Source organism: Streptomyces mauvecolor (genome assembly GCF_039532965.1).
GTDB lineage: Bacteria > Actinomycetota > Actinomycetes > Streptomycetales > Streptomycetaceae > Streptomyces > Streptomyces violascens.
The window spans coordinates 23,381-41,418 of the sequence record NZ_BAAASQ010000039.1 but is presented as its reverse complement, the minus strand read 5'-3'; the positions used below and the strand labels follow the sequence as shown (position 1 = coordinate 41,418).

Below are 18,038 nucleotides of genomic sequence, written 5' to 3'. Positions count from 1 at the left end.
CCTACTCCGGCATGATCGGGTAAATGGTTTTCGCATCACCCGTGATCGGGTCGAAATAGCCTTCAAACGTGATGCCCTTCCATTCTCCACGCCACCTGTTCTTGACGGGGTTGACCACCCGGCCGTTCTCGAAGGCCTTTTCCATGGCGCGCCTGACCTGCTTCTCTGTCCAACCCTTGGGAAAGAAGGTCGACTTGGCCCGCTTCATCACCATCAACCCGGTGCGCGGATCACGCCTCCACACATTGCCCGTGGTCAGTCCGGTCTTGTGATCGATCTCGATGATCTTCGGGACCTTCACCATGTGAGGGTCGAGGTCACGGCCACCGGGTCGGAAATGATATCCGGACACCTTGGGGTTGCCATTGCGATCATACTTGAGCTCGCCCTGCAGCACGTGGTCGAAGGTGTGCTCAGGGATACGACCGCCCTTCGGCAACCGAGGAAGCTCTTCCACCTTCGGCGGATCCTGATGGGGGGTGGACGTGTCCCCGCCATGACCCGAACCCGTGGTCGGCTGACCCGTGCCGGGGTCGGCGGGGTCCTGGGGCGAGTGGCGATGGGGGTCGCCACCGTGACCGGAACCGTGACCTGCGGGGTCGTGCGGACCGGTGCCGTGGCCACTGCTGCCGGACGAGCCGTGGCCGCCGGCGCCCGTTCCCGGGATGTTGCCGTGGCCGCCGCCACCGGAAGGCGTGTGCGAACCCGCACCGCTGCCGGCGCCGCCGCTTGGCGCAGGGTGAGTGGCCTGCGGGGGCAGGTGTTCCCCAGCGTGCGCACTGGCTTCAGGCGTGCGCGAGCCGACCCCGACGGGATGGCGTTCGGGCACACCGGACCGGGTATCCGACGTAATCGGCTGGTGCGCGTCCACGTCCGACGGCGCCGCCTGGGTGATCGGCTTGCCGTCTTTGCCGTACGGAATGAATTCGCCGTCTTTGATGACGACTTTGGAACCGTCGTTGAGCTCCCAGACGCTGTGGATGTGGTCCGCGCCGGAGCCGATGCGGATGCGGGAGGCGAGTTCGGCGACGCTGGGCATCTTGCTGACCGCCATACCGCCTACCTTCAGGCCGGCCGCGACGGGATCGAGGTAGGTGATGAGGTTGGCTGCGGCCGTGGCCGCTCGGCTCGCCTTGGAAGCGGCCTCGCCGGCCTCGCCCGCCTTGCCCGCTCCCCGCAGCACCCCGCCGACGATGCCGGTGCCGAAGTTGAAAGTGACGATGCCTGCAGCCTTGCTGGGGTTGTCCTTCCAGTCGTCCCAGGCGACAAACCCTTTGAAGAATTCACGGGTGGCCGCCTTGGCGTGCTCCTCGTCGGGATCCGGGTCGGCCGGGCCGATGGTGTGGTCCATCACCCAGTCGTACGGCGCCGCGGTGTACAGGCCGATGCCGGTGACGGCGTCCTTGATGCCGCCCCAGGCTTCACTGGCGGAGCCACCGATGCCGAACAGGTGACCCAGACCCTCGAACATGTCTCCGGCGCCGCCGGCGAGGAAGCCGTCCCAGACGTAGTTCTTGGCGAAGTAGTCGATCTCCCAGAGGTGGTGGGACTCGGATTCGGGTGTGCCCCAGGGCAGTTTCTCGGCGTGCTGAAGGCTGTCGGGGGAGTAGCCGTACATCACCGTCTGGGCGTTGGAGGTGTGGCTGCCGTCGTCGTACGCGAACTTCGGGCCGCCGACGATCGCCGAGATCTTGCTCGCGGCCCGGTTCTCGGCGTCCCTGAAGGCGCTCTCGGCGGCGCTCACACCGTCCATGAGCTCTTGGTGCCGGTTGACCTTGTCCTCGTCGTACGTCCAGTCATGTTTGCCGTCGACGCTGTCGACGAACGTGAGGGCATCGCTCTTGAGCTGGGCCAGCTGCTTGGCGAGCGGACGGGCCTCGACGGAGAACGTCTCCAGTGCGTCGGCCACCGTCTCCAGGTTCTGGGCGAAGGTCTCAGCCTTGTCCATCACCGGCCGCGTGGTGCTCAGGAGCTGCTCGGCCTCGGGCGCTTTGTACACACCGGCCAGGGCCTGGAAGCGGGAGTGCACGTCCTTGCCGCCGTTGCGGATGCCCGTGGCATCCGTGCGCAGCGCGGAGATGTCCTTGTCCAACTGGTCCAGGTTGCCGAGGAACTGGGGTATGCCGGACGGTTCGATCATGTGCTACTTCTTCCCGTCCTGCGGACCGCCCGGCGTGGGCAGCTTGACCTCTGGCGCGGACAGCGCCGTGTGCTCGGCGTTCGCCGCCATCTCAAGGTTCCCGACGACGTAGTACGCGGTGGCCTGGCGCGCGCCGTTCACGGACTTGGCCGCGCGGGCCCCGAGGAACAGCACATCGCCCGCGGTCTTCTCCACGAACAGTTCCAGCGCCGCCCCGATCGGCCCGATCGGTTTCACCCCGCAGTAGGTGCCGCTGATCGTGCCGGCGGAACCCGCGGCGCTGGTCACGTTCGTCCCGTACGACGTGACGGACTTGGCCACATCGTCCATCGCCACCCCGACCAGCGAAGTCACCGACTCCACCCCGGACTGCGAGACGTCCCACCCTGACATACCAAATCCCCGTTCCCTGCATCCCCGTGAATCAACTACTGCTGTGCTGTGGTCAGCCGATGGCGTCGACGGCGGCCTTCGCCTTGGACAGCGTGGACTGGGCGGTGCCGTCGTTCAACTCCAGCGTGCCGCGCACCAGGCGGATGATCTCGCGGACCTCATTCGCCGCCTTGTTCCAGCGCAGCTCCTTGCCGTGGTACTCGTCGGAGACGCCGTCGGCGGTGAACTCGGCCATGGCGGCCTTCACGGCGCGGTCGCGGTCGTTCAGGACACGCTCCAGGTGCCCGACGATCCCGGCGAGCCCGCCCTGGACCTTGGTGGAGGCGCCGGTGTCGTAGCTGAGCCGGTCCAGATTCTGACCCATGTCTGTCTCTCCCCCGTGCTTAGTGGCGTCCGCCGAAGCGGGCCGCGTCGAAATTGGCCGCCGACATGTTCTGGTGGGCGTTGGACTCCTGCTCGTGATCACCCGTACCGAACGCCGTGTCCATCCCGGACTGACCACCCAGAATGTCCTGCAGCGACCCGTTCAGATCATTCGTGATCTCGTCCGCATGGTTCTTGAACGAGTCGAACGCGGCCTTCCCCGCCCCGTTGAACTTCCCCTCCAACGGATCCGCCGCAGCAATCAACTGCCGGATCAACGCCCCCAGATCACCACTCGAACCCTCGGTGCTCTTCCCCAGATCGGACAGCGTCGTGGACCCCATGTCGAACTTCACGCACACACCCCCGTCATCGTCATCTCCAGCGGGCTCCGGGCTTCCACGTACTGCCCCCTGCGCCTCATACGCCCCACCGGGCAGGTCAATTTCTATCGAACGGACGTTGCAAACGCAACGCGGTTCCGCGCCAAGCCCGCGAAGTCAAGCCACGCCCCTGTACTGGGCTCGCGAACGTGGCGCCCAAGGCTGGTGGTCATTGTGACCACCTCTTCTACAACGCGCTGATCTTCCAGCGGCCTAAGCGGCAGGGACGCGGCTCGCCGCCGCTCATCCGGCATGCGCGCCTTGGCGGACCAGCCAACCGCTCTCAGCGCCGTCATCTACCTTCGCCACATACGGAGCTGGCCTCCGCGAGAGTGTGGGCGACGAGGGCGTTGGCGTGGCCGTGCCCCAGGCCGTGTTCGCTCTTGAGCCAGGCGACCAGCTCCATGTGCTTGGTCAACGGCGAGGTACGGATGAGGTCCTTCCACTCGGCTATCGAGCGGCCGTACTTCTTCTCGATCGACGGAAAATAGCTGGCGGGACCCTTCGCGGTGTCAGTCATGCCTGCAGTCTGGCACCCGCCACTGACAACGCCGCTTTCTGGCAGTCTCGAAGGAACTGGCCCGGCGCCACGCGGCACTGGAGGTCATGGGAAGAGCCAGCGGGCTCTTGGAGCTGCTCTCTGAGAGAGCGCTGACACGCTGCCGAGGCGTCAATGAAGCGTTCACCGGTGCCTCGACAGAGCTTGGGATCACGGCCGCGTGCCGATGGCGGCCGTTCGAGGGCGACGCGCTACCGGCGGTTGGACCCGGCCGCGGTCAAGGAAAAGGAGCCGCGCGCCGTCGCCCGCCTCGGCGATGCTCTCGCAGGCTGAACGAGCCGAGGTCCTGGCTCTGTCGAACTCTTCCGAGTGCGCCGACTTGCCGCCCACACAGGTCTGGGCGTGTGAACTGGATGCCGGACGGGGCTGGCGCTCTGAGCGAACCATGTATCCCATTCTCGACGCGGCCGGGCAGAACGGCGACTGTCGCCAGGCAGAGTACCCGGCCGAGACCGTCCCTTAACTGTGGGCCATGGGCCCGTGCTTGGTGCTGACCTGGGTCATCACCAAGCTTTGCGGTCCGGACGAAGGGGATCTGGTTCCGCCTCTACGCGATTATCAGCTTCCGCCCGCGGCCAGGCGGACCGCTGTCTGAAACAGTCTCACGCAGGCCACTGTCTGGCATCGGCCCTGCGCATGAGTTCAGCGGCTTCCGCCGGCTCTTGGAGTACTGGCGCCAGTAGGCGCAGGTAGTGCGCCTGCGACTCTAGCGATTTACCCATGATGCGGAGATTGTTCGCGGAAACGGTCAGAGTACTGCGATGCCCCAGCCCCGCTGCGACCACCAGATCTGCTAGTGATGTCCGGTATTGGGTTCCTTCCCAGACGCTGGTTACGTAGGTGATCAGGCTGTTTGCCCAGAGGTTGTAACGCACCTGGATCTTCTGCTGCCCGCGGGTGTAGGTCAGGGTGCGCTGGACGTCCACCGACAGCAGGGGTCTGTCGAAGCCGAGCTCGTCCGTCAAAAATGCGAACGTGCTGCGGGCTGCTGGTTCGAACTCATCGGGGACGCTGCCTTTGCCTGTTTTTGCCACCGCTGCCTCCGTTCTGTGTTGGTCAGGGTCTGGCTCGCACGACGAGCCAGTAGTTGTGGACGGGCAGCCACGTGTACCCCTTGTCCTGAAGGTACTTCAGCTCTCGTTGGAATCCGTTCCCAGCTGCCCCAGCCTCCCACCGCCAGCTCAGGTCGTCGGGGTTGGTCACCAGGCGTAGTTCCCCGTTGGCGAGAGCGTCGTCGATGTAGCGCTTGTTGCGGGTCCAGTTCCAGCTTCCGACGCCTTTCTTACCTTTAGCCATATTGCCTTGGACGCTGAGGCGGTCGAGCTTTTCTGCAGGGTTTGCGGCGATGTAGTCGTCGATGTCGTCGACACGCCCGAGGAGCGCCACCGGCCTACTGGTATCGGCCATGCCGGCGGCGGCGCTGTCCACACTGGCAGCGGCAGCTGCTCCGGCTTCTTCGTCTGCGATGCCTGCCGCTCCGGTGGCGCCGCGCATCCATCCGGACAGACCGCCGAGGCCGACGAGGAGGATCTGCTGGGCGAGTTGGTCGCCTGCCTTGGAGTAGAGGTCGGAGAGTTCCTTGCATCCCTGCTCGAAGAACATGAAGGAGGCTCGGTAGAGCTGGTAAGCGGGGCGGATGGGGAAGTATTTGTCGAGGAAGGCTCCCGCGCCTCCGTTGCGGCCGGAGACGGCGTCGGCGAGGTCGCCAATGAGGGTGAAGGGCAGTGCGAAGCCCTGCTTCAATCCGGTGGCGAAATCTTTGAGAGGTCCGCTGATGGGATCCCACCAGCTCTGGCCCGAGGGGTCGACGGCGTAGGTCGGCCGGTCACCGGTATAGGCATAGGCGGAGGTGTAGGGCTCGGCTTGGCGCAGCTGGATGGGGTCGGTGGTGGTGAAGCGGCCGGTCGTGGGGTCGTAGTTCCGCGCGCGGAGGTTGTAGCCCGCAGTCGGGGTGGTGGGTTCGGTGTACTGGCCGGTGTAAGTGAAGGGGTTGGCGGGCGGATTAGTGGTGGTGTCGGTCTGGGTGAGTTGGCCGTAGGCGGTGTAGGTCCAGCTCGACTGAGCGTTGCCGGCCGCGTCGGTGAGGCCGGTGACCGAGCCGAGCTGATCGTGGTGATGGAAGTACGCCGCGCCGCTGGGGGGCGGTCTGGGACTGGATCTGGTCCAGCGGGTTGTACTGGTAGGTGGCTGTCAGGGTGCCGTTGCTGTTGTAGTCGGCGGCTGCTTGCGGGAGGTCGTTGTTGGGATCCCACACGGTGGTGCGCTGCGGGCCGCTGCCGGTCTTGGATGCGGTGGTGCGGTTGCCGCCGGCGTCGTAGCCATAGGCGTACGTCGCGTTGGGCGTGGTGAGTGAGACGAGGTGGTTGGTGGCGTCGTAGGCGAAGGTGTTGGTGCCGTCGCCGGTCTGGTTGCCGTCCCTGTCATAGCTGTAGTTGCGGGTGGTGGTGCCGGTAGTGGTCGTGGCCAGCTGATCGGCCGCATCGTAGGTGTATGCGGTGTTGGTGCCGCCCGTGGTCGCGGTGAGGCGGTTGCCGACACCGTCATAGGTGTAGGTGGTGCCGGCTGTGGTGTCGGGGCACTGGGCGGCCGCGGTGGCGGAGTTGCAGTCGGTCAGGAGCCGGCCGGTGCTGTCGTAGGTGTAGTAGTCGTACGAGGTGGGTTTGCCGAGCCGGGTGGTGTCTACGCGGGTGGGCTGGCCGGCGTCGTCGAGGGTGAGCTGCCGGTTCGCCAGGGTGGTGCTGCCTTTGATGCTGCCGATGGAGGTGAGGCGCCCGGCGCGGTCGTAGGACCGTTTCTCCGTGTACCCGTTCGCGGCGGGCAGGGCGGTCGATGTGAAGTTGCCGGCCGGGTCGTAGGCATAGGCGAGGCTTCCGGCCGGGCTGTCCTGGGAGGTCTGGCGGGAGTCGTCGTCGTAGCCGTACGTCGTCTTCTGCCCCGAGGCCGGAGCGGTGGCGATGGCGGCGCCGCCGAGGTGGCCCGCGCCGTCGCCGCGCCACAGGCGCAGATGGCCCGAGGTGTCGGCTGCGACGATGTCCTGGGTGGTGCCGGCGTCGTAAGTGCCCTTCTGCGGCTGGCCGTAGGAGCTCCAGTCGTCGGCCTGGAGGATGTAGGTGCCGAAGCCTCCCGCGCCGTTGGCCGGGTAGAAGCGGAGTTGGTTGCTGGCAGTGTTGCGGGCGAGGAAGTCGGTCTTACCGTCACCGTTGAAGTCGCCGGAGGTGAGATACATGCTGCCCCAGCCGGCGCCGAGATCGGTGCGGGTGCCGAGGGTGCCGTCGCCTCTGCCGGGGTAGGAGTAGAGGTGTCCGTCGGCGGAGTTGATGGCCAGGACATCGAGCTTGCCGTCGCCGTTGAAGTCCAGAGCGACCAGCCGGTAGGTGGCCCAGCCGACGCCGAGGTCGGTGCGGGTGCCTAAGGTGCCGTCCCCCTGGCCGGGGTAGAAGTACATGTGGTTGGCGGACGCGTCGATGGCGAGGAAGTCGGTTTTGCCGTCGCCGTTGAAATCACCGGCAGTGAGGGTCATCGCGCCCCAGCCGCCTCCGAGGTCGGCAGGTGCGGCGAAGTTGCCGGACCCGTCGCCGTTGTAGCGGTAGAGGTGGCCGGTGGACTTGTCGATGGCCAGCAGGTCGGTCTTGCCGTCGGCGTTGAAGTCGACCGGCAGCACTTGCTGGAAGCCGGTCCCGGTGCCGGTCAGTGCGCTGCCCGTGGTGAACGTGCCGTCCTGGCGGCCGAGGAAGCTGCGAATGCCGTCACTTCCGTCGGTACGGACCACATCGGTGATCCCGTCCCTGTTCAGATCCGCCGAGACCGTCTGGACGGTGCCTGACCAGTCCAGCGCGGCGCCGGCGGTGTAATCCTGGGCGCGGGAGGTCATCCGCCCGTCGTCGTCATAGGTGTAGGCGAAGGCCCCCTTGCCCGCCGACGGGGTCACCGACGTGAGGTGACCACCCAGGTCGTACCCGAACGTCCGTGTACCGGTCCGGTCGGTGACCGTCTTGCGCTGCCGGGCCGCGTCGTAGCTGAAGCCGAGAGCTGGGGTGTTGTCGCTGTAGGTCGTCCCCGACGGCAGGTTCCGCGCGTCGAAGGCGGTCGTGGCGATGACGCCGCGGGCATTGGTCACGGTGGTGGTGTTGCCGTCCGCGTCGTACCCGAATGAGCTCTTGCGGCCCAGCGGGTCAGTAATGCTCGTCTGGCGCCCGGCGTCGTCGTAGTCGTATGTCGTGGTGTGCCCGTTGGGGTCCTTGCGGGTCGCCAGGGTGCCGACGGCGTTGTAGGAGTAGGTGGTCGCGGCCCCGTCCGCCCCGGTCGCCTTCGAGATCCTCCCCAATTCGTCATAGGCGGTTTTCGTGACCCGGCCCAGCGGATCGGTTACCGACGTGGCGTGGTTGGCTGCGTCGTAGGCGGTGATCGTCTTCTTGCCGAGCGGATCGGTGACCTCGGTCCGGTTGCCGACCGCGTCGTAGCCGTACGTCGTGGTGTATTCGGCGGGATCTGTGCCGGCTGCGTTGCCGCGGGGGTCGACCTCGGTTCGCAGTCGTCGGTCGGCGTCGAATGTCCAGGAGGTGACGAATCCGAGCGGTGACGTCTGGCTGGTGCGGTTGCCGTCCGTGTCGTATCCGTACGACGTCACCTTGCCTAGCGGGTCCCTTACCGATGTCTGCCGGTTGACCGCGTCGTAGGTGTATGTCGTCACCTTGCCGAGCGGGTCGGTGGTGGTGGCGACGTTGTCGTTGCCGTTGTAAGTGGTCTTCGTGACGCGGCCGAGCGGATCGGTTACTGACACGACGCGGTTCAGGGCGTCGAAGGCGGTCTTGGTCACCGCTCCGGTCGGATCGGTGACCTGCGTCTGATTGCCGCTGGCGTCGTAGGCATAACTGGTGGTGTAGGCAGCCTTGTTGGCACCTGCGGCGTTGCCACGCGGTGAGACCGTGTTGAGCAGATGCCTGTTCTTGTCGTAGGTATTCGTTGTGGCATTGCCGAGCGGATCGGTGACCGAGGTGAGGTTGCCCGCCGCGTCGTAGGTGCGGGTGACGACCTTGCCTGCAGGATCCGTAGTGGTCAGGACGTTCCCGGCAGGATCGTAGGTGAATGAAGTGGTCTGGCCGGCAGCGTTCTTGACGGAGGTGAGCAGCCCGGCGTCGTCATAGTCGTAACTGGTCACATGCCTCAGCGGGTCGGTCACTGACGACAGCAGTCCGCGCGCGTCGTAGACATAGGTCGTGGTGTAGGCCCCCGAGTCGGCACCGGAGAGGTTCCCGCGCGGATCGGTCTTGGACAGAACGTGCCCAGTGCTGTCATAGGTGAAGGTCGTCTTCTCACCCGCCGGCGTGGTGACCGATGTCCGGTTGCCGGCCGCGTCGTACTGGTATGTCGTCTTCTCGCCTCGCGGCGTGGTGACCGAATCGAGCGCACCGAGTGAGGTGTAGGTGTAACTCACCTTTCCGCCCGCCGGGTCGGTTGCAGTGGCGGCCTGGTTGGCGGAGTTGTAGGTGTATGCGCTGGTGTTGCCGCGGCTGTCGGTGTGGGTGGTGACATTGCCGGCCGGGTCGTACGTCCAGCTCTCGCTGATGCCCACGGATGACGGCGCCATGCGGGTGAGCATGTTCCCCGCGCTGTCGTAGGTCATCGTCGTGGTGTTACCGCGCTGATCGGTGATGTCCACCGGGTGCAGCGACCGGTCGTAGTCGTAGGAGACCTGATTGCCGTAAGGGTCGATGCTCTGCAGCAGCACGTTGCCGGCGTAGACGTCCGACCACACCCCGCCATCGGCGCTGGTCGTGTTCGAGGTACGGACGCCGTCCCAGGAGAAGGCGGTCGTCTTGCCGTTCGCATCGGTCTGGCTGTTCACCCGGCCATTGGCGTCGTAGCTGTTGACGATCTTTCCGCCGGTCGGGTCGGCGACCGTGGTGAGCCGTTGCGCCGCGTCGTACCCGTACGACGTGGTCTTGCCCGCCGGGTCCGTCGCAGAGGTCAGCAGCCCGGAGGCGTACCCATATCCGACCGTCGTGCCATCCGGCAGCGTGACCTTGCTGAGCAGCCCGTCCGAACCCACCGTGAAGCCGGTAGAGCGTCCTGCGGCATCGGTTACCGAGGACAGGCGCCCCGATACATACGACACAGTCAGACCGTGACCACTGGCATCATTCAGCGCCTTCAACTGCCCGTCGCTGGCGAAGACGCTCGCCGCATGGTCCTGGTCGGTGACGGTGTAGGTGTCCCCGGACGCAGCCAGCTTCAGGAATGTGCCCGGCGGCGCCGCGTACGTGCCGTCGCTCTGCTTCGCGAAGACGATCTGCGAACCGTCCGCGGTGAGCAGCGTGGCGGTATTCGAGCCGAGCGTCAGTTTGGAGTCGAACGGAGTCGTCCAGCCCCGCCCCGTGAGACCCACGGCTGTCGAGTCCGAGCGGTAATAGCGCTCGAGTGACAGCGGCTTGCCCGCACCGACCAGACGTGCGTCGGTGGCCTTCTCAAAGTACGTGCCTGTTGCGGTGTTCACGGGGTCCGCACGGTGCGACTGCGCGTAGCACGTGCAGATGCCGGCTTCCACTCCCGGGATGTCCGGGGTGTAGAAAGCGGTCACGTACGGCGAGGTAGTGCCGTTCGGACTGTTGGTGCCGTCGCTGCCTTCCAGGAAGATCCACGCGTAATACTTCTTGCCGTCCTGCAGCGCGCCGCCGGGCTTGTTCGACGTCCACCAAAAGCACTGGTTGGCCGGGTAGGAGTTGGCCGGCCACCAGCCGTAGCACCAGGCGCCCGTCTCCAGGTATTTCCCCGTCGGGTCACTGGTGGCCCGCTTGATCTCCTGCTGGACAACGAAGTTGCCCGCGGAGTCGATGACGTACAGCCACATACCGGAGTACGAGGCCGCCGTTCCGGAGCCGAACTGAAGGTTCCCCCCGATCGACATGTATCCCGGATAGGCCGTCGCGTATGCCGACACCCACGCCGGGTCGGGCGTCGCGGTAGGAGTCTGCGGTGCCAGGGTGCCGCCCCCGCTCGCCAGTTGCGCAGCCGGCCCCTTGGCTCCCTTGTCCGCATGAGGGACAGGGCGGGGTTGCGCAATCAGTCCTGGCTTGACCGGCCTCGGCTGGACGTAGCCGCGCATGGGCGACACCAGGCCCTGGTGGCCTGCTACTTGACTGCGTCGTTCAGCAAGGGTCATCGCCCTCGGCGGTTTCGGAAGACCAGCCGCTGTCCTCGGCTGTGCCACTGAGGGCGCAGTTAGGGTGGCGACTCTTCCCGGAAGCGCCCACGTCGGAGTTACGCCAGCGACGGCGATCAGAGCTAGCGTCAGGGCCGTTACAACGAATCTCTGTGTGCGTGTGCGCACTTCGGATCCCCCGTGATGAAGTTGTGAACGGTGTAACCCAGGGAACCTATGACTGATGGGACCATGGAGGAACCTGTGACTGGCGGGTTGTCTGAAAGCGATTGTTAAGACTGCGACGATGGGTTGCATAGCCCCTGGCCAAACAAATGACGGCGGAGTGCCGCACAATGAAAATGGCGTGAACCTGCCAGTCACCTTGCGTGGCTTTTGCCCGAGCGAATGTTGCCCCAGGGCAGGGCTTGGCCCGCCGCCGCGAGTGCGACAGATGCCGAGCTGCGAGGACGAAGCGCTCGAACGCCTCGGCCTCTGCCTCGAATGCGGAGGAACGGTGCCGGTCGAGGAGATCCGCGGCCGCGCCAACCTCGGTACCTACCTCGTCGCCGGCCCAGTCTGCGCTGCGACGGTCCTATCCCCGGCACTATTGCCCACGACCCCGACCACCCCGACACCTGCGGCTTCGGCGACGACACCTGACCGCAACATCCTCAAGCCGCCTCGGAACGGGCGGCCCGAGGATGTTGTGAAAAGAGATGTTGCGTCGTCGACGCCGCGGTGGCTGTCAGTGATTCGGAGCTGCAACCTCAAAGTCGCGTCACAGGAACCAGGTTGGAAACCCTGGTGGTCCCGGGCAGCAGCTTAAGTACCTGGCAGTCCGGTCCCATGTTCTGGGTCAACCCATCTCGATCTGCAAAAGAGTGCCTCTCCGCTGCCTGGTTGCGGAGGGGCGTCGTGCAGATGGTGCTTCAGGTCCTGCGAGATCGTATGTAGGCTTCGCGAACATCCGGGGGGATCTTGCACTGCTCCTTGTAATCGGACTCTCTCGGTCCGCGCCGAGGAGATGCTGCGCAGCAAATCGCGCTGTGCTGGGGGCGATGCGGCGGTCAACCCGGCCTGGACTCGAAACCTCAATTCCCGTGGGGGGAACTTTGCCATCCGTAAATGCTGGGAGATTCCAGCGTCTTGCTTCATACGCTGCTGTGGCCGTCGTGGCCGGGGGGTTGTCTGCGGGGCTGGCGTGGGCCGATGCCGGGCTGCCGGACAGGGCACCGGTCAAGCCGGCCATTCCCAAGTCGGTCCCGCCCTCGGCGAAGCTGCCGGCGGGCCGTCTGCCGCAGGTGGCGTCTTCGGGCCGGGCCTCAGCCGCGGCGGCTGCCGGCACGGTCACGCCGCGGTTCGACGTCGACAAGGACGGCGTCAGCGATGTGCTGGTGCGGACGTTGGACGACAGCCTGTACGTCAAGGGCTGGAAGGACGACAAGACAGCGCTCTACACGAGTGACAAGACCGCGTTCAAGGACCTGATCGAACCCGGTGACATCGACGGCGACGGTGCTCCCGAGCTCCTCACGCTCTCTGCCTCGGGGACCCTCACCCTCACACCCAGCAAGTGGGGAGCAAAGGGGTGGTCGGAAGGGGGCTGGAACATCTACAACAAGGTCTTCGTGCCCGGCGACATGAACGGTGACGGCCGCAACGACCTGATGGCCCGGGGGCCGTCCGGGGAGCTGTACCTGTTTCTCGGGACCGGCAACACGGAGCTCCCTTACCTGCCCAGGACGCAGGTCGGCCGCAGTTGGAACGCCTTCGACCAGCTGGTGGGCGCAGGGGATCTCAACGGCGACGGGTACGGCGACATCGTGGCCCGCACGCCCGGCGGCGACCTGTGGCTCTATGCCGGAACCGGGCAGGCGGCATCGCCCCTGAAACAGCCTGTCAAGATGGCGACGGGCTGGGGCGGTTACAACCAGATCCTGGCGGTGGACGACAGCACGGGCCACGTCGACCTGCTGGCCCGCGACATTGCCGGTTCTCTGTGGCTCTACCCCACCGACGGCAAGGGCGGCCTCGGCGCGCGCGTCCAGCTGGGTACTGGCTGGCAGGGAACCACTCTGGGCAACGCCGGGGGCAACCCGGTCTTCGGCAAGAACGAACTGATCGGCCGGGACGCGGCCGGCACCCTCAGCTACTACCTGCCGCAAGGGGACGGCCAGTTCGCCTCCCCGCTGCCCATCGACGGCGACATGTCCTCAATCCCGCTGGAGAAGCTGTCGTCCGCGTCGTCGCTGAACAACGCCTCCCGCTGGTCGTCGATGACGATGGTGCGCGCGGATGGGCACCTGCTGGTCGACGGGGACGATGTCGGTGGCGGCTGGAACACCATGAACGCCTTCGCGGGCATCGGGGACGTCAACAATGACGGTAACGGCGACCTGCTGGCCCGCGACACCGGCGGCCGTCTCTACCTGTACCCCGGCAACGGCAGCCACGGCTTCGGTAACCGCACCGACCTGGGGGGCGGCTGGAACGCCTTCACTGCCCTGATCGGTGCCGGCGACGTCACCGGTGACGGCTTGCCCGACCTGCTCGCCCGCGACGGCAGCAGCGGGCACCTGTTCCTGTATCCGGGCAACGGCCGGGGCGGCTTCGGTGACCGCGTCGACATCGGCCCCGGCTGGAACACGTTCAGCATGCTCGCCGCGCCCGGTGACCTCAATGGCGACGGACGTACCGACCTGATCGGCGTCGACTCCGCTGGGACCGCCTGGCGCTACGACGCCGACGGCCTGGGCAATTTCAAGGCCCGGGTCACCCTGGGTGGCGGCTGGAACACCTTCAAGGCCCTTTATTAGCCACCATCGTTGTGGGGCTCCTCGGTCGCCGGAGCCCCACAACGCGGCGGGCTGGCACGGTAGTTCACCGGGACTCCTTGTCGGTTCGCTCCTCAGGCACGCGGGTTAGTCCGGCGTTTTCCGGCCATTACCCACACGGTTTCGAACTTACGTTCCCTTTGCTCTTCCCTGAAGGTGTGGACCATGTAAGGATCAGCGGGCCTTCGGGGGGAAGGCCCGCACGCCGCAATTCCGTCATGGCAACAACCATCCTCTGCCGCATCTTCTTTGGCATGCCCTGACGGCTGGAATTGTCCTGCTCTTCTCCTCGTCGGCCATCCGCCACAGCGAGGAGACCCGACAGTGCAACGAAGAACTCTGTTCGGAACACGGCGCAGCAAACGTGCCGCCCTGGCACGAGGAATGAGCGGCACCGCCCTGGCAACGGCCGCCGCCGTCCTGGCCGGTGTATTGGGCGCGATGCCGGCCCAGGCCGATGAACCCGGTGACAACCCGGCCGACCCGTACAAGCGGACACTCCGCATCAGCCTCGGGGAACAGGCCCGCACGGACCGGTGCGTTCTGGGGCTGGCCGTCCATTACGGCGGACCGGAACTCAAGGCCTTCGCCAACACGACCCTTGCCGGACCCGACAGTGGAATCTCAGCCGCCCTGCACGGCCCCGGCGGCTACCCCAGCAAGGAGTACAGCGACGCCTCCAAGAAGGACCTGGACGCGGTCGACGCCTATGGCACCGAGTTCCACCGCCGCCAGGACCAGTTGGACATCGACAACAAGCCCTACGCCAGCGCCAACTACAGCGGCGGCCGCCCCTGGCACGCCCCCCTCATCGGCGGGGACATCGTGGCCTTCACGATGGAGGGGCGCAAGCAGATACCCGGTGACGTCTGGACCGACCCGACCCCGCACCCTGGCACGGAATCGGTCGCGAAGGCGAAAGAGGTCTACGACGCCTTCGACACCGGGGCCGATGCCTGGGCCAAGCAGTACAAGGACTGGGCCGGCAGAGGCGACGTCGGCGGTCTGGGCGTCGCGGACGGCAAGGCGAACTCGGCCAACGACATCGCCACGTTTCTGCGGTTCGGCGGCTTCCCGACCAAGGCGCCCGAGCCGGACTCGCTGGGGTTTCGCACCGAGGTCGAGGCCCTCAAGATGGCGTGGGCCGCTTGTGACAGCCGCAATCCCATCGATCACTACCGGGTCCTGACCGGCCCGACCGTCCAGGCCTACACGGAATGGGAGGCCGAATACGCCTCCCAAACCACCCAGCGCCAGCAGATCGTCACCGCCGAGGCCGGCGCCTCCAAAGAGGCCCGCACCACGGCCGACCTGATGGTCGAGGCGATCCGGCAGTCCTGGCAGGCCGACCAGATCCTGTTCTGGCAGCAGTGGTGGCGCGATCACCCCGACGCCACCGACAAGCCGAGCCTGACCGAGCAGAAGAACGCCACCCGCCGGCTCGTCACCGCGCGCGACACCACCGCCCGGCTGGTCAAGGACGCCGACGCCGCCGTCGCCCGCGCCAAGACCGCCTCCGACCAGGCCACCGCCGCCCAGTCGGCGGCCTGGACCATCGCGGACCAGAACAACGTGCCGCGCGGCCGCGGTCTCATGTACGCCCAGACATCGGTACAGATCGCCAAGGCGTCCTACGCCGCCACCCAGGCAGCCGCCAAGACCATCCTGACCGCGTCCAAGGCCACCCTGGCCAACATGGCCGACAGCCAGGCCCTCTACGCCCTGGCCCAGACGCAGTCGCACGCCATGAACACCGAGTTCCGCAAGGCTGCCGCCCTCGAAGCCCGCGGCCAGGCCAAGGCAGCGGCCGACTCCGCGGACAAACTCGCCAAGGACGCCGCAGCCAACGCGACCACCGCGAAGAACGCCCAGGCCACCGCCGAGACGGCAGAGAAGACCGCACAGGCAGGTGCTGCCGAAGCCAAGAAGCAACGAGGCATCGCCGAGACCGAGAAGGCCAACGCCGAACGCGAACGCGACACCGCGGCCAGCGAGCGCGGAAAGGCTGCAGCAGCCGAGCAGCGCGCCCAGACCGAACGCGACGCCGCAGGACGCCAACGCACCTTCGCCGAAGCCGCCGGCACAACCGCAGCCAGCGAACGCCAGAAAGCGGAGATCGCTGAGACCCGAGCATTCCTGGCCCGAGACAAGGCTGCCGCCGCCGAGCGCGATCACAACGCCCAGGAATCCCGCGCCAAGGCCCTCGAAGCGGCAGCGGCGGCAGCTGAAGGCAAGCCAGCCGCTGCTGAAGCCCGTACTGCGGCCACCGAGGCGCGCACCGCGGCAAACGAAGCAGGCGCCGCGGCCACGCGGGCTCGCAGCGCGGCCAACGATGCGAGTACCGCCGCCGTGAACGCGCGTGCTGCAGCAACTCGCGCTCAGGCGGCAGCATCACGGGCCAACGCGGCAGCTGATGCGGCCTGGGCTGCATTCCGGACCACCAGCGCGGCAGCAGCGACGGCCCACGCCGCAGCCGCCGTCGCCATCGACGCCGCAGCCGCTGCAAAGGCAAACGCCGATAGAGCCGATGCCGAGGCGAAGAAGGCACAAGCTGCCGCACTGAAGGCGCAGACAGAAGCACAGGGAGCCAAAGACGAGTCAGCCAAGACCGCTGCCTGGTCCGCGAAGACCGCCGGCTTCGCCTACGCCGCCGGTCAAGCTGCCCAAGGCGCTAGAGACGCCGCGATAACGGTCACGAAGGCAGCCGACGAGGCCGTCGCACTCGGCTCTCCCTACCGCGAAGCGGACGCTTCAGCCGCCTTCGCTACCTTGGTGGGACAGATATCCAAACCCCTCGCCGAGCAGCAGGCATCCGCAGCCGAAGCGAAGGGCAAGGAGGCCGCGAAAGCCGCGGACGACGCACAGAAGCTTGCCGATAGGGCCGCGGGCGATGCGAAGATCGCAGCCCAAGCAGCAGCCGACGCAGCCGCTGACGCCCGACGCGCTCTAGCCTCTGCGGCAGCCGCCCGCGTCTCAGCGGCTGAGGCAGACACCGCGGCGAGGGCTGCGAAAAAGTCCGATGCCAATGCTCAGAAGTACCTGGCAGACGCTGGCACTGACGCCATGTACTCGACGTTCGCGGCAAACGACGCCACTGCCGCTGCTAGCCAGGCCGACCGCGACGCGACGGATGCGGAGAAGGACGCAGCCAGCGCCAACAAGGCCGCCAGCGACGCTGAGACCGACGCCAAGAGCGCCGACGCCACCGCTACGCAGGCGGAGAAGGACGCCACCGCAGCCGAGACGGCTTCCAGCAACGCTGACGGTGCGGCCAAGGAAGCGGACGCCTCCGCCACCCGCTCGGAAGAGGAAGCACGAAAGCGGGTCGAAGCTGAACGCGCGTCAGCCATCGACAACGGCTCTTCTGATATCGGTTTCGACCTGACGGCTCAAGAAGAGGAACTGCTTCGCCAGGAGTGCGGTCAGCAGTGCGTCGACGAATGGCGCACGGTCTGGGCTCTTGCTAACAAGGACATCATCGACTGGATCAAGGAAAACGGCGCGGACGTCCTCCTTGAAGTCATCGGGGTCAACGACATCAAGAAGTGCGTGTCCAAGCACGACGTGATGAGCTGTCTATGGTCAGTCGTTGATGTTGTCACCATCGTCCTCGTTGTCGGCAAGCTGCCCAGGGTCTCGGCTGCCATCGGCAGGGTTGTCGCGGGAATCACTAAGTTCTTCGAAGAGTCAGACCAGGCCAAAAGAGTTCTCCAGAAATACCGGGAGCTACTGGGAAGGCTCAAAAAGGGCGACAGGCTTCCCGATTGCACAACGAAGCCAAAGGCTGCACCGAAGGCTTCTGTGGTCGCTATGTCCGCCTCGGGCGGCTGGGACGACTACTGCACATATAAGCTGCCCCCGCAGGTGAAGGGTGTGCCTGGACTCGACGCTCGCTCGATCAGCGACCTCCGGGACGTCCACTTCCCCGGAGGAGGCCGAGTGGACCCCTCAAAGGGTCTCTTCCGTCGAAACATGACAGACAGTGAGCTGCATAAACTGCTCGACCAAGGGCTCAAAGACCCGGCTCCCTTCACCCGGAACAGCGGAGGATACTTCGAGAAGACATTCCCATGTGAGAACGTGGGGACGTCTTCTGTGACGGGGCCAAACAAGGGAGGGTCGGCCAGCACGTGCACCGTGGTAATCAATACGGCTGCTGATGTGGTGACGATGTATCCCGTGTAGACAGAAAGAGAGGGCGAAATGGGCCTAGGAATCTACGTCT

At 66.2% G+C, this 18,038-nt stretch carries 10 protein-coding genes and 1 pseudogene; 2 read left to right on the top strand and 9 right to left on the bottom strand.

The features are described 5' to 3' along the window. Position 1: 1 nt before the first annotated feature. From ABD346_RS34585 to ABD346_RS34550, 9 genes and pseudogenes are all read right to left on the bottom strand, one after another. Positions 2 to 2,140, bottom strand: coding sequence for an EndoU domain-containing protein (locus tag ABD346_RS34585; protein WP_344380277.1), 2,139 nt, complete (start codon positions 2,138 to 2,140; stop codon positions 2 to 4). A gap of 3 nt (positions 2,141 to 2,143) precedes the next feature. Then, complete coding sequence (locus ABD346_RS34580) at positions 2,144 to 2,533, bottom strand: DUF6507 family protein (protein WP_344380276.1); 390 nt, start codon at positions 2,531 to 2,533, stop codon at positions 2,144 to 2,146. A 52-nt stretch (positions 2,534 to 2,585) separates the two neighbouring features. Next, positions 2,586 to 2,897 (bottom strand): pore-forming ESAT-6 family protein, encoded by a 312-nt coding sequence (locus ABD346_RS34575; RefSeq protein ID WP_344380275.1) that lies wholly within the window; start codon positions 2,895 to 2,897, stop codon positions 2,586 to 2,588. 19 nt (positions 2,898 to 2,916) lie between these two features. Beyond that, the gene (locus ABD346_RS34570; protein ID WP_344380274.1) at positions 2,917 to 3,252 is read right to left on the bottom strand and encodes a hypothetical protein; all 336 of its coding nucleotides are present in this window, start codon (positions 3,250 to 3,252) and stop codon (positions 2,917 to 2,919) included. Positions 3,253 to 3,571: 319 nt separating this feature from the next. Then, complete coding sequence (locus ABD346_RS34565; protein WP_344380273.1) at positions 3,572 to 3,799, bottom strand: DUF4287 domain-containing protein; 228 nt, start codon at positions 3,797 to 3,799, stop codon at positions 3,572 to 3,574. A gap of 641 nt (positions 3,800 to 4,440) precedes the next feature. After that, a complete protein-coding gene (locus ABD346_RS34560; RefSeq protein WP_344380272.1) occupies positions 4,441 to 4,872 on the bottom strand; it encodes a hypothetical protein in 432 nt (143 codons plus the stop codon). A 22-nt stretch (positions 4,873 to 4,894) separates the two neighbouring features. After that, positions 4,895 to 5,581, bottom strand: coding sequence for a hypothetical protein (locus tag ABD346_RS34555; RefSeq protein WP_344380271.1), 687 nt, complete (start codon positions 5,579 to 5,581; stop codon positions 4,895 to 4,897). 108 nt (positions 5,582 to 5,689) lie between these two features. Next, positions 5,690 to 5,824: pseudogene (locus ABD346_RS38705) on the bottom strand (RHS repeat-associated core domain-containing protein); the annotation flags it as partial. Between the two features lie 16 nt (positions 5,825 to 5,840). Further along, positions 5,841 to 10,742, bottom strand: a complete 4,902-nt coding sequence (locus ABD346_RS34550) for an FG-GAP-like repeat-containing protein (protein ID WP_344380270.1) — start codon at positions 10,740 to 10,742, stop codon at positions 5,841 to 5,843. 1,400 nt (positions 10,743 to 12,142) lie between these two features. Between ABD346_RS34550 and ABD346_RS34545 the strand changes: the two genes are divergently transcribed. Further along, on the top strand, positions 12,143 to 13,795 hold the full coding sequence (locus ABD346_RS34545; RefSeq protein WP_344380269.1) for an FG-GAP repeat domain-containing protein: 1,653 nt from the start codon (positions 12,143 to 12,145) through the stop codon (positions 13,793 to 13,795). Positions 13,796 to 14,197: 402 nt separating this feature from the next. Next, positions 14,198 to 17,998 (top strand): hypothetical protein, encoded by a 3,801-nt coding sequence (locus ABD346_RS34540; protein ID WP_344380268.1) that lies wholly within the window; start codon positions 14,198 to 14,200, stop codon positions 17,996 to 17,998. Positions 17,999 to 18,038 lie beyond the last annotated feature (40 nt).

Excerpts from the sequence above, each read along its gene's own strand:
- ABD346_RS34580 (WP_344380276.1), bottom strand. The coding sequence starts at position 2,533 with ATGTCAGGGTGGGACGTCTCGCAGTCCGGGGTGGAGTCGGTGACTTCG.
- ABD346_RS34550 (WP_344380270.1), bottom strand. The coding sequence starts at position 10,742 with ATGTCGATCGGGGGGAACCTTCAGTTCGGCTCCGGAACGGCGGCCTCG.
- ABD346_RS34575 (WP_344380275.1), bottom strand. The coding sequence starts at position 2,897 with ATGGGTCAGAATCTGGACCGGCTCAGCTACGACACCGGCGCCTCCACC.
- ABD346_RS34565 (WP_344380273.1), bottom strand. The coding sequence starts at position 3,799 with ATGACTGACACCGCGAAGGGTCCCGCCAGCTATTTTCCGTCGATCGAG.
- ABD346_RS34585 (WP_344380277.1), bottom strand. The coding sequence starts at position 2,140 with ATGATCGAACCGTCCGGCATACCCCAGTTCCTCGGCAACCTGGACCAG.
- ABD346_RS34540 (WP_344380268.1), top strand. The coding sequence starts at position 14,198 with ATGAGCGGCACCGCCCTGGCAACGGCCGCCGCCGTCCTGGCCGGTGTA.